Genomic DNA, 12,156 nt, shown 5'->3' on the forward strand with positions numbered 1-12,156 from the left:
GAAATGGGAGCCCGCCAAGCTCCCGTTTCCGTTTCGGCCTGCGCCGCTCACTTTTTGCTGAATCGGATCTCGACCGTCATCCCCGCGAAAGCTGGGATCCATTTTGCTGTTGCTGTTGCCTTCAAGTTCGCCCGACACGAGCAAAGTCAAAGTGGATCCCAGCTTTCGCTGGGATGACGTCCATGGGTCCCGGCGCTCCGGCACCCGCGACTTTCCAGCCTTGGCCGGTTGGCGCTACCCGCGCGGCCCCCGCTCCTCCGGCGGCTTGGCCTTGCGGTCATGGAACAGCGCGCTGATCACCAGCCCCAGACCCAGTGCGGTGGCAATGACGAACAGCAGCATCGCCAGTTTCGAGTAGCCCGACATGAGGCCGCCCGGCTGCGCCCGCAGCAGCAGTGCGGAGGCCAGGATCAGCGCTGCGATGACCACGCCGGCGGCGATGCGGTTGGCGATCTTCTGCAGGTTTTCCATCAGGCGCGATTCCTGCAGCCCGGTCACGCGCACCTGCAAGCGGTTCTCGGCTAGTAACGACAGCGCGGCCGAAACCTTGCGCGGCGCGTCCTGTATCAGCGCCTGCAACTCCACCGCCTCGACGGCGAGCGACGGCAACGACATCGATCGCTGCATCTGCGCCCTCACCACGCGCGGGAAATGATCCTCCAGCACGGGCCTGACCCTGAGCTCCGGGGCCAAGAGATGGCACACCCCTTCCAGATGCAACAACGCGCGTCCCAGCAGGCTCAGTTCCGGCGGCGAGCGCAAACCGCAGGCGGCACCGATCCGGGTCAGATCCAGCATCAGGCGACCTTCCGAATAGCCTTGCACGTCCGCATGCGCGGCATAGCGCGCGATCATCTGGCCGGCCTCGCGCAGGTAGCGCTCCTCGTCGAAGTCCTCCAGGCGCGTACCCAGCGCGATCACTTCCTCGACCGCATCGTCGCCGCGGCCGTCGATCGCCGAGAACATCAGCTTGAGCAGGCGCAAGCGCTGTCGCGGCGGCACGTGCACGACCATGCCGAGGTCGAAGATCCCCATCCGCCCATCGGCCGTTATGAGCATGTTGCCGGGATGCGGGTCGGCGTGGATTTCGCCGTGGATGAACATCTGGTCCACGTAGCCGCGCAACAGCGATTCGCACAACCGCTCCAGCAGATACTTCGGCAGCCGCTCGCGTACCGAGGCCTCGGGCTGCACGCCGGTGATCAACTCCATCACCAGAACCCGCGACCGCGTCAGTTCCCACACGGGCCTGGGCACGAGCAGATCGGGGTACTCGGCCAGGTGATCGGAGAAGCGCTCGAGGTTCGCCGCTTCCAGGCAATAGTCCAACTCGGCGATCAGCGCCCTGCGGAATTCGTGCACCCAGTCGGTGAAGCGCACGCGCTGTCCCAGGCCGGTCGTATGGTCGACGCCGCTGGCGATCGACTCCAGCGTCGCCAGGTCATGGCTGACCTCCTCGGCGATGCCCGGCCGCTGGATCTTCACCGCGACCACGCGGCCATCGTGCAATCGGGCGCGATGCACCTGCGCCAGCGAGGCCGAACCCAGCGGCACGGTGTCGAAGCTCGCGAAACGTGCTTCGACCGATTCCCCCAGCGCACTTTCGAGTTGCGCCCTGATCTCGGGCCACGGCGTCTGCGTGACCTGGCTCTGCATGCGCGTCAGCGCGGTGAGATACGCAGGAGGCACCAGGTCGGGCCGGGTCGACAGTGCCTGCCCGAGCTTGACGAAAGTGGGACCCAGCGCCTCCAGGTCGTCGACGAACTGGTCGGGCCGATGGTCGACGGTCTCGATCGCCACGTCCAGCGGCACGCGCAGGTCCCATCCGGTGAACATCCCCGAATGGCGATACTTCACCAGGAAGCGAAGGATGCGACTGGTGCGGGCCAGTTGTTGGCCGGTCGGGTTCATGGGCCCTCTTCGCCGCGACGCCGGATGTGCCGTTCGCGTGAAGACCAAATTGCCCTGACGGCCGTGAAGCCGGTGTTGTTCGCGACGGGACGGCGAGCCGCCCTCCGGAAGCGTTACCCGGTCGGCGTGCCGTCGATCTTCTTCAGCACCTTGGTGGTGCCCAGCACTTCGATGTGGCCGCCCTCGGCGTTGAATCGCGAGATGTCCTCGGCGATCCGGTCGCTGGCGAATCGCTTCGCATAGGCGCCTTCGAACTTCAAAGGCCCGTCCGAGCGTTGCGGACGTGCCTTGTTCTTCTGCGTTTTCATTTCTTCTCCGATACGACCCGGCGCTACGGCTTCATGGGGATGAGCGAAGCACGCAGCCCCCGGCCATCAAGCAACTCGCGCACTCGCTGCTCGACTTTCGGCAGATCGGCGAGGCTGGTGGGAGCAAACAGCGTGTAAGTGGGGCGATCATCGGATCCTCGACCGCTTCTGCCCACCGTGACGTCGGTGGATTGGCAAGCGCGGATCCAGATCTCCCGCAGCGCGGCAGGGCCGATGCTTTGACCGATGCCCAAGGTGAAGCGGAATACGGCGACTTGATGGCTCATCGGCACTCTCGTTGTATGCAGATCGAGTATGCGCCATAACCGGGATGAACGCGTGACCGATGCGCATATCGCAGCCCCGAAGCCGCGCTTTTAGCCAGAAAAATCGGTTTTTCCCGGGATATCGGAGTAGTATCGGCTCGCGCCACCATTCTCTCGCGTCTCGTCCGACGACCTACTGTCGCCCGCTGCGCCCCGTACACGCCCCGGCCCTCTCCGACAGGCTGGCAACGAGGAGCGCCCGTTTGGGCTTTAGCACCTGCAAGCTCACCGCAAAGGTGGGCGCCCATGAATTCCGCCTGCGCGCCCTGAGTGACCTTCAACAGTATTCAGACGAAGACGGCGCGGGCGATCGTGCCGGAATCTCTTCGGCGCAATGGAGCCTGTTCGGCCATCTGTGGCCTTCCGCCAGGGTGCTGGCCGAGGCCATGAGCCAGTTCGCCGTCGCCGGTCTTCGTGTCCTGGAAATCGGATGCGGCCTTGGCTTGCCCAGCCTGGTGCTGAAGCAGCGCGGCGCCAACGTGACGGCGAGCGACCATCATCCACTGGCCGAGGAATTCCTCGAGTACAACACCGTGCTTAACGGGCTCGAGCGGATCACCTATCGCGATCTTTCCTGGGCCATACCCGAGCCCGCCATGGGCCACTTCGACCTCATCATCGGCAGCGACGTGCTCTACGAACGCGACCACGGCGCGCTGTTGAGCCGCCTGGTGCTCAGGCACGCCGCTCCCAATGCCGAGGTTGTCATCACCGATCCGGGAAGAGGATTCAGCGCACCCTTCACCCGGGCGATGCAGGCGCAGGGTTTCGCCTGCACGACGTTGACGACGCCGACGCGCGAGGACTTCCCGTTCCGCATTCGACTGTTGAAGTTCAGGCGATCGCCCGAACTGGTGGCGCAGCCGGCATGAGCACGGAAAAGCGCTCGGAGGTTTCATGCAGCCGCTGCGACGCGGTCTGCTGCCGTCTCACGGTCGTCCTGATGCCCGAAGACGACGTGCCCCGGCATCTGGTCGAGCGGATGGACGGTGGCATGGACGTCATGCGGCGCGGCGAGGATGGCTGGTGCGCGGCCGTGGATCACTCGAACATGAGCTGCAGCATCTACTCCCAACGGCCGACGATCTGCCGCAAGTTCGCCATGGGCAGCGCGTATTGCCGTTCCGAACGGGCGAAATACCGGGAAGAACGGCGGATCGAGATGGCCCTGGTGCAATGATTTTCGGCGTGGCGGTGCGCAACCGTCACGCGGCCTGCTTTGCGGCGACCTTGGCATCGAACCGCCCACGGTCGATCACGTAGCGCTCAGGGCGCCCGCTGGAAATCGTCTCGACGCGTCGTGGGCTTCAGCACGGAACGTGACGGCCCTCCGCGGAATGACGGCAGGCGCGCGCACTACTTCGCCAGCGACGCCTCGTCGGCGACGCCCAGCACCACGTTGCCCATCGCGCTGCCGGACTCGACCGCTTCGTGGGCCTGCGCGATCTGCTCCAGCGGCAGCCGCAATGCGATCGCGTGCTGCAACTGGCCGGCGTGCAGCCAGCCGTGCAGCCGGTGAATGGCCGTCGTCCGGTCCGCGCCCGACAGGTTGTAGACGATGAAGAACGACAGCCGCACGTTCTTCAGGATCGCCGGCACGAACGGCACCCGGATTTCCGGCGATGCGCTGCCGTACACGACGATGCGCCCCTCCGGCGCAATCATCGCGAAGTCCTTTTCGACATTGGCCGCGAAGTCCACTTCGATGATGCAGTCAACACCCAGGCCCTGCGTTTCTTCCCTGACGCGTTCGACCAGGTCCTCGGCGCGATAGTCGATCACCACTTCAGCTCCGGCCTCAAGCGCGCGTGCGGCTTTGTCCTTCGAACTCACCGTGGCGATCACCTGGCTTGCGCCCGCCAGCCGCGCCATCTGCACGGCGTAATGGCCGACCGCGCCGGCACCACCGGCCACCAGCACGCGCTTGCCGGCCACGCCTCCGTCGACGCTGACCGCATGGCACGCCGTCAGTGCGGGAATGCCCAGGCAGGCACCGACTTCGAGCGCAACGCCCTCCGGCAACACAACCGCCTGCGCCGCCGGCACGACGATCCATTCGGCCGCCGTCCCATCCGCGCGCGCCCACGCGCCGTTCCAGATCCACACGCGCTCGCCAATGCGGCTTGCTGGCACGCCCTCGCCTATGGCGTCGATGACGCCCGCACCATCGCTGTGCGGGACGATCTGCGGATACGGCAGCACGTTCGATCGCGTGCCGGCGCGGCTCTTCACATCGGATGGATTCACGCCCGACCAGCCGATGCGGACGCGAACCTCGCCGGGTTGCGGTTCGGGGCGCGCCTTCTCGGCGATGGACAACACCTCCCGGGCGGGACCGGTGCGGGAATAGACGGCAGCTTTCATGGTGATACTCGTGGGGAAGTGGTTTCAGAGGTGCGATTTCGACAGATTCAGGCCAACGCCATCAGCGCCGCACTGCGCGCATGCAGGTGGGCGGTGTCGAACAGCGGCACGGACGAATCTCGCGGGCCGACCAGCAGGCCGATCTCGGTGCAGCCGAGGATGATCGCCTCGGCGCCGCGCTCGACCAGCCGCGCGATCACCTGCCGGTAGATCTCGCGCGAGTCGTCCGAGATTACGCCTACGCAGAGTTCGTCGTAGATGATCCGGTGCACGTCGTCGCGGTCGCCCTGCGGGGGCACCAGCGCCTCGATGCCGTGTTGCGCCTGGAGCCGCTGGCGATAGAAATCCTCTTCCATCGTGAAACGGGTACCGAGCAGGCCCACGCGGCGGAACCCGGCCTGCGCGATGGCTTCTGCGGTCGGGTCGGCGATGTGCAGAAGCGGAATGTCGACCGCCGCCTCGATTGCGTCGGCCACCTTGTGCATGGTGTTCGTGCACACCACCAGGAAGTCCGCGCCGGCCGCAGCCAACGCGCGTGCCGCATCGGCGAGCACGACGCCGCTTTCCTGCCAGCGTCCCGAGTGCTGCAACCGCTCCACGTCATGGAAGTCCAGGCTGTACAGCACCAGCCTGGCCGAGTGCAGGCCACCGAGTTGCTCTTTCACGGTTTCGTTGATGGTGCGGTAGTAGGGAACCGTCGATTCCCAGCTCATGCCGCCGATCAGTCCGATGGTCTTCATGGAGCCTCCTGACTGGTCAGCGGCGGACGTAGGGGCCAGCCCGTTCTGCGGCCCCGTGCAGCGACTGCAATGCTGCCGTCGTCGCTGGCGACAGCGACAGACGCGAGGACACCGCGGCCAGGCTGGCATACGGACCGTGCGCACGACGCTCCGCGACGATGCGTTCGGCGGTGGCGGCGTCGATGCCGGGCAGGACCTGCAGTCCTTCGCGCTCGGCGGTATTCAGATCGAACGCGATGCCTTCGTCCTTGCTGTTGCCGGCGGGTCCATCGCCGTAGAGCCAGATCGGCGCCGACAGCGCCGCGTCGAGCCGCGCCGGCGTGGTGTCCTCGATCAGTTTGGCCAGCGCCGCACGCGCGGGCTTGAGCTGTGTGACGAACCCTTCCATGTCGCCGACGATGCCGCGCGCGGCCAGCGCTTCGGTCTGCCGCGCCATCGCCGGATCGACGGTGCTGCCGTACGTGGTTTCGACGAACACGCGCAACGCCTGCTTGCCCTGCGCCGGATATTGCGCGGCATAGGCCTGGAGCAGGTTGATCAGGACCGGCGAGTCCGGCTTCAGTGCGGTCTTGTCGAGCGCCTTCAGGGCGGTGAACAACTGACCGTAGCGTTCGAGCAATGCCGCGGTGGTGCCTTCGCCCGGCGCAAGCCAGCGGTAGCACACGGTGGAGACCACGCCCTCCGACGCCATCATCTGGTCGCCGGACTTCAACCGACCGGTATCGAACAGCGTGCTGTGGTCGCGCGCCAGGATCGCATCGGGCTCCCCGGGCAGCGGCACCTGCAACTGCACGAAACTGTTGCGTCGAGTGCCCTCCAGTCGCCACGTGCGGTCGGTATGGCTGGCCCAGTACGGGAGGAAGGGTTTGCCGGTCAGGCCGTCGTCTTCCAGGCGCAGTTGCTCATTGCGCGTCAGAAGCCGCGCCAGGGCCTGGAAGTGCATCGCGAATCCCTCGTCGAAGGCCGTGACGCGATCGGTGACCGCCAACGCCGCATGCGGCGTGCGCGAGTAGCCGTCGGGCAGCGCCGGCAGCAGGCGGCGCAGCAGCACGTGTCCCTGTTCATGCGCGAATATCTCCTCGAAGCCGCCGTTGGCGACGGTGTCCTCGTCGACCACCAGATCGACATAGTGCTCACCGACGAAGCGAACCTGCTTGCCGTCCTGCAACCAGAACCCGAACCGCGGAAATCCGCCGTCCTCCAGCGACAGATACAGCCAGGTCGGGCTCACCTGCGCCTGGCCGGACATGCGCTGCGCACGTTCGTCCAGCGCCAGCATCGATGCGGTGAATCCTTCCCGCGCTTCATGCTGCAACTTCTCAAAGAGAGGGCCTGAGGTCACGCGGGTCACCACCGGCACCATGGCGCCATCGGGTGCGGCACGTTCCTGCGGCTTGCCGTCGACCATTACGGGTGCCAGCACGCCCAGCTCGGCGCTGCGCACCTGGAAAGCGAGGCCCGCCAGCAGAGTGAGCGAGAGGAACAACAGTCTGGATTGCATCATCGGGTTCGGTACACGGAATGGGTTGAAGATCGCTCGCCATCGTGCAGAAGGCTCGTTGGCAGGAGCGTTGGCAAAAGCGTTGGCATCACCGTTGGCATGCCCGGCCAGAGGCGCCGCGGACCAGGCGTGCGTTTCATACCCAGACATCGTTTTCCGCGGTCAGCGTGCCGCCGGCCCCGCCGGTATTCACCACGCCACGTGGCTCGATCAGCATGAGCCTGCATTCGCCCTCGGCCGATGGGCAGTGCTCCACGCCCTTGGGCACTACAAACATCTCACCTGACCCCAGATCGACGTGCCCGTCGCGGAAGGCGATGCGCATGCGTCCGTCGATGACGATGAACACCTCGTCGGTGTCGTCGTGTCGGTGCCAGACAAACTCGCCCTGGATGCGGACCAGCTTGAACTGGTAGTCGTTCATCTCGGCGATCACCCGCGGCGCCCAATGGTCATGGAACCGGGTGAATTTTTCCTCGAAACGTATTGGCTGGTAACTCATTTAATTAATTGATCCCTCGTGGGATATCTGCGAACGGCGTGATGTCGTTGCCTGATTGGATTTCCAAGGCATCCGGATGAGGCGGAATAGTGCCTGTCAGGTCGATATGCAGGAGGCGGCGAACCTCCAAGATCGCCTCCGGCGTCCCTGCACACCATGGCCTGAAGTCACGATGAGTTCCGACATGGCGCTTTCCAGGCGCGAGCCTTCAATCGGGACAACGTCGTCCGTCGTGATCTTCAACGCGGCGGCCGGATCGTTTCGGCCGATGACGGTGGTACCCCGCAAAAAGACGCCGGGCCCCGAGGGGTCGAGAGCCGAAGCCCGGCGTAAACGGCTGGGGGGATTCAGCCGGTTTGGAGGGCGTCTTTAGCGCCGCGACGCAGGTTGGCCAGGCGCGGAAACAGCGCCAGCGCGTTGTCGCGATCGATCGCCTGCCGGGTCGCGTCGTCGAGCACGCGGCTGGCTTCGAGCATCGAGGTTTCGACGCTCACCACCTTCTCCGGCACCATCGGATAGTCGCTGCCGAACAACATCTGGCTGGTGGGCACGAATTGGCGCAAGCCGGCCAGCACGGTTTCCGATGTCGACAGCGTGGTGTCGTAGTACAGCTTGCGCAGGTAGTGCATCGTGCCGAGCGGGATGTTGTCGACGATGCCGGGAATCTCCTCGCTGAATTTCAGCCGCAGCGAGATGTACGGGATCGCGCCGCCGGCATGCGAGACGATGTAGCGGATCGACGGATAGCGATGCAGTGTGCCGCTCAGCAGCAGGTTGGTCACGGCGCGGCTGGTGTCGGCGATGAACTCCACCATGCCCCACGGGATCGTCAGCTTCGGCACGATCGCGCCCGGAGGCGCCGTGCACGGATGGATCAGGACGACCGCCTTGCGCTTGTCCAACTCCTGGAACAGCTCCTCGAACATCGGATCGCCCGGGTACTGGTCGCCGAAGCTCGAGAACATGATCACGCCGTCGAGCTTGAGCGCATCCAGCGCGTATTCCAGTTCCTTCAGCGCCGCCTTGGTGTCCGGCAGCGGCAGCGTGGCGAACGCGCCGAAGCGGTCGGGTGCCTGCTGCACCATGCTTGCCGAGAACTCGTTGCAATGACGCGCCCACCGCGCGGCGTCATCGGTGTCGCCCCAGTACACCTGCGGAACCGGCGATGCGATGGCCTGGGCGATGCCATTGCGTTCCATCACTTCCTGGGCGATGTCCAGGTTCCACTCGGGAATCAACGGCCCGCCGGTCCAGTGGATCCCCTGGGCCTTGAGCCAGGCCAGGTATTGAGGCGGCAGGAAGTGGTGGTGGACGTCGATGCGTTGCGGACGGTAGTTCATGTCGATGCTCCAATCATTTGGTTGTGCTGTTACCAGTTGAAGGCGACGCCGATCGCCGGGCCGCTGAACGACAGGTCCTCGAACCTGCGGTCCTGACCCAGGTCGTAGTCGAGGTGTCGCCAGATCAGGAAGGTGTCGCCCCAGCGCGCGGAATAGCCGATGCCAGTGGCGGCCTGCCAGGTGAGATCGGAAGCGCCGGTGCCGGCGTCGAGGTAGTACGGAACGAACCACTGATGGCGCGAGCCGAAGCGGTGCTGTCCCTTGAGTCCGACGATCGCGTCCCATCCGCTTTCGCTCGCCTCGCCTTTGCCCTGCCCCATCGGCGGCGGTAGCGGCCCCATCGGCGAGTCGAACTGCCATTCGAGATCGGCCTTGGCGTCGAGCAGCCGCGCACCGCCGAGCAGGTCGAGCGTGTTGCTTGCACTGTCGATGACGCGGTAAGTCGCGGCCAGGGTGAACGCCACCGCTTCGATATCGAGCGACGCATCAGCGGTCACGCCCGACGGCAACGGCACCGTGCCGCGACCGAGGGTCGGCGAATTGGAGATGGAGTCGCCCACGTCCATGTAGATCAGGTCGGCGAGCAGACCCCAGTGGCCCTTGCGCGCCTCGAAGCTGCCCATCGCCGCGAAGTGGAGGTTGTCGACCAGCGTGTCGGCGTCGACCGTGAGCTGGTCACCGGCGGGGGTTGCCGCGCGCAGTCGGCCATCGATCTCGGGGAAGAAGGCGTACATGCTGGCGCGGTACTGCCAGTCGTCGTCGGTTTGCGCGCATGCGATGCCGGGCGCCAGCAGGCTCAGGCCCAGCAGAGCGGTCGTCGGCATCCATGCCGGAAAAGCAGGTCTTGGTTCGGGGGATTTCACTTGCATGCTCCGAGGGGTTACATCCCCTACAGAGCAGAACCCGTGCCAACTCCTTCGCGCGGTCGCGAGCAACGGTAAGCGATTGATGTGGAGCGCAATTGCATTGGATGGTCGTGACTGATCAGTGCCAATCGGACAAAGCGGTGGTGGCTGGAAATCGCCAATGTTGGCGAGAAGGCCGCAGTGGCGGACGACCTCAGGTCTTCGACATCAATCCGTACTTGTCGATGCGCGAGCGCAACTGGGCGCGGGTCAGGCCGAGCAGGCGCGCGGCCTTGGACTTGTTGTCGCCGCAACGCGCCAGCGCCTGCACGATCATCTCGCGCTCGGTATCGGGCAACGATTGCGGCTTGGCGGCGTCCGCCGCGGCTGGCGACAGCGGCGCGGGCTCCGAAAGCGTCAGCGGCAGGTGCTCGACCGTGATCAGGCCGCCCTCGCTGAGGATCACCGCGCGCTCGATCACGTTGCGCAGTTCGCGCACGTTGCCGGGCCAGTGGTACGCGGCCAGCCGCGCCTTCGCCTCGCGCGTGATGCCTGCGGCGGGCCGGCCGACGCTGTGGCCGACTTCATCGAGGAATGCATCCACCATCAGCGGAATGTCCTCGGCTCGATCGCGCAGCGGCGGAAGCTCGATGTCGAACACGGCCAGCCGGTAGAACAGGTCCTCGCGGAAGGTGCCACGGGCGATCGCCTGCCGCAGGTCGCGATTGGTCGCCGCCAGCACGCGCACGTCGGCGCGCAGCGTGCGCGTGCCGCCCAGGCGCTGGTATTCGCGCTCCTGCAGCACGCGCAGGAACTTGGCCTGCACGCCGGGGCTCATCTCGGTCACTTCATCGAGAAACAGCACGCCGCCGCTGGCCTGTTCGATGCGTCCCGATCGCGTCGCCTGCGCGCCGGTGAAGGCGCCGCGCTCGTGGCCGAACAGCTCCGACTCCAGCAGTTGTTCCGGCAGCGCCGCGCAGTTCAGCGCGACGAACGGACCGGACTTGCGCGGCGAGCCACGGTGGATGAAGCGCGCCACCACTTCCTTGCCGCTGCCGGATTCGCCGGTCAGCAGCACCGTGGTGTCGGTGGGGGCGACCTTGGTGGCCTGCTCCAGTACATCGCGCCAGCGGCGGGACACGCCGAGCACGCGGTGGTGACTGAGTGTTTCCAGTTCCTGCGCCAACTCCTGCACTCGGCGCTCCAGGCGCTCGGCGCGCTCCTGCGCTGCCGCGTTGCGTCGTGTCTCCTCGGCCAGCTTGCCCGCGAGTTGTTCGTGCGCGAGCGCCAGCGCCGCCATCTCGGCGATCACCATCAATGCGCGGCCGTGCGATTCGGTGAAACGACCCGGCTGGCGCGAGACCAGAAGGATCGAACCGAGCGGCTTGCCAGCGTGCCCCAGCGGCACGCGCAACACCGAGCGGTAGCCGCGCTCGATGGCCAGCCGGTCGAGCGGAAACGACGGATCGAGCTCGCGCAGCGCGTCGTCGATCAGCACCAGGAACTGATCGGCATTGGGCCAGTGCGCAGGCGAATATCCGTTGCGTGGAAAGACCTGACCTTCCAGCGCCTTGACCTCAGGCTCGCCGGCCGCCGCCACTGCGCGCACCATGCCGCCGTCTTCAAGCCGCACGATGCCCATCGCGTCGAACGGCACGACCGTATGACAGGCGTCGGCGACACGGTCCCAGATGTCCCGGACTTCGAGCGAATCGGCAATCGCACGGGCGACCGCCGCAAGTGCGGCCTGGTGGTCGCTGGGCGGTGTCGCGGTCATGGGCGGATTGTAGTCCCGGGCCGGCAACGACGGTCCCGCGCGGATATCAGGTGGCTTTCTGGCAGCCCCCGGGCTTGAGCACCCGCTGCGTCGAAGCCGGGTTCTTGGCCAGCAGGTGCGCGGCGCGGGTGGGCCGCGGCATCAGGTCGCCGCCGCAATTCGGGCATCTTCCGGCCAGCGTCGTGCTGACGCACCCGGCACAGAAGGTGCACTCGAACGAGCAGATCATCGCGTCCACAGAGTCCGGCGGCAGGTCCCGGTCGCAACATTCGCAGTTCGGTCGCATCTGCAGCATCGGGAACTCCAAATTCTCGTGGGGGAAGGCCAATTGTCCTCCGAAGAGGACGCTACCCATTCAAAAAAAATTAATCCCTCGTCTTCCCGGCCCGTCATCCTCGGCTCGTTATCCCCGCGAAGGCGGGGACCCAGTGCCTTTGGGCTTTCGAATATGGCGCTGGAAGCCGGCTTGCGCCGGGGTGGAGCGGAACCGGCCTTCTCGGGAATTGACGCGCCGAGCAATCAGGACATCCGGAAACGTTCGC

At 65.8% G+C, this 12,156-nt stretch carries 13 protein-coding genes and 1 pseudogene; 2 read left to right on the forward strand and 12 right to left on the reverse strand.

The features are described from left to right. Positions 1–234: 234 nt before the first annotated feature. From J2X06_RS13495 to J2X06_RS13505, 3 genes are all read right to left on the reverse strand, one after another. Positions 235–1,911 (reverse strand): ABC1 kinase family protein, encoded by a 1,677-nt coding sequence (locus J2X06_RS13495; RefSeq protein WP_310063219.1) that lies wholly within the window; start codon positions 1,909–1,911, stop codon positions 235–237. A gap of 113 nt (positions 1,912–2,024) precedes the next feature. Then, positions 2,025–2,219: a hypothetical protein gene (locus J2X06_RS13500; protein WP_310063221.1), complete on the reverse strand. Its 195-nt coding sequence runs from the start codon at positions 2,217–2,219 to the stop codon at positions 2,025–2,027. Positions 2,220–2,242: 23 nt separating this feature from the next. Further along, the gene (locus J2X06_RS13505) at positions 2,243–2,506 is read right to left on the reverse strand and encodes a hypothetical protein (RefSeq protein WP_310063222.1); all 264 of its coding nucleotides are present in this window, start codon (positions 2,504–2,506) and stop codon (positions 2,243–2,245) included. Positions 2,507–2,565: 59 nt separating this feature from the next. On the opposite strand from J2X06_RS13505, the gene J2X06_RS13510 reads away from it, so the two are divergent. Then, entirely contained in the window at positions 2,566–3,417 is an 852-nt protein-coding gene (locus tag J2X06_RS13510) for a class I SAM-dependent methyltransferase (protein WP_310063224.1), read from the forward strand. Beyond that, positions 3,414–3,725, forward strand: a complete 312-nt coding sequence (locus tag J2X06_RS13515; RefSeq protein WP_310063226.1) for a YkgJ family cysteine cluster protein — start codon at positions 3,414–3,416, stop codon at positions 3,723–3,725. Before J2X06_RS13510 ends, J2X06_RS13515 begins: the two co-directional genes overlap by 4 nt. A 176-nt stretch (positions 3,726–3,901) precedes the next feature. Here J2X06_RS13515 and J2X06_RS13520 read toward each other — a convergent pair whose 3' ends face one another. The 9 genes and pseudogenes from J2X06_RS13520 to J2X06_RS13555 all read right to left on the reverse strand — a co-directional run bounded on the left by J2X06_RS13520 (position 3,902) and on the right by J2X06_RS13555 (position 11,909). Further along, the gene (locus J2X06_RS13520) at positions 3,902–4,909 is read right to left on the reverse strand and encodes an NADPH:quinone reductase (RefSeq protein WP_310063229.1); all 1,008 of its coding nucleotides are present in this window, start codon (positions 4,907–4,909) and stop codon (positions 3,902–3,904) included. Positions 4,910–4,956: 47 nt separating this feature from the next. After that, complete coding sequence (locus J2X06_RS13525) at positions 4,957–5,649, reverse strand: aspartate/glutamate racemase family protein (RefSeq protein WP_310063230.1); 693 nt, start codon at positions 5,647–5,649, stop codon at positions 4,957–4,959. 16 nt (positions 5,650–5,665) lie between these two features. Beyond that, positions 5,666–7,150: a ComEA family DNA-binding protein gene (locus J2X06_RS13530; protein ID WP_310063231.1), complete on the reverse strand. Its 1,485-nt coding sequence runs from the start codon at positions 7,148–7,150 to the stop codon at positions 5,666–5,668. 136 nt (positions 7,151–7,286) lie between these two features. Next, complete coding sequence (locus J2X06_RS13535) at positions 7,287–7,652, reverse strand: cupin domain-containing protein (RefSeq protein WP_310063232.1); 366 nt, start codon at positions 7,650–7,652, stop codon at positions 7,287–7,289. 4 nt (positions 7,653–7,656) lie between these two features. Next, positions 7,657–7,844 (reverse strand): annotated as a pseudogene (locus J2X06_RS18075) (hypothetical protein); the annotation flags it as partial. Between the two features lie 155 nt (positions 7,845–7,999). Beyond that, entirely contained in the window at positions 8,000–8,992 is a 993-nt protein-coding gene (locus J2X06_RS13540) for an amidohydrolase family protein (RefSeq protein ID WP_310063233.1), read from the reverse strand. Positions 8,993–9,021: 29 nt separating this feature from the next. After that, positions 9,022–9,855, reverse strand: a complete 834-nt coding sequence (locus J2X06_RS13545; RefSeq protein ID WP_310063234.1) for a hypothetical protein — start codon at positions 9,853–9,855, stop codon at positions 9,022–9,024. Positions 9,856–10,051: 196 nt separating this feature from the next. Next, the gene (locus tag J2X06_RS13550; RefSeq protein ID WP_310063235.1) at positions 10,052–11,614 is read right to left on the reverse strand and encodes a sigma-54-dependent Fis family transcriptional regulator; all 1,563 of its coding nucleotides are present in this window, start codon (positions 11,612–11,614) and stop codon (positions 10,052–10,054) included. Between the two features lie 46 nt (positions 11,615–11,660). Further along, positions 11,661–11,909: a DUF1272 domain-containing protein gene (locus tag J2X06_RS13555; protein ID WP_310063237.1), complete on the reverse strand. Its 249-nt coding sequence runs from the start codon at positions 11,907–11,909 to the stop codon at positions 11,661–11,663. Between the last annotated feature and the right edge of the window lie 247 nt (positions 11,910–12,156).

This window comes from Lysobacter niastensis (assembly GCF_031457115.1).
Taxonomy (GTDB): Bacteria; Pseudomonadota; Gammaproteobacteria; order Xanthomonadales; family Xanthomonadaceae; genus Lysobacter_J; species Lysobacter_J niastensis_A.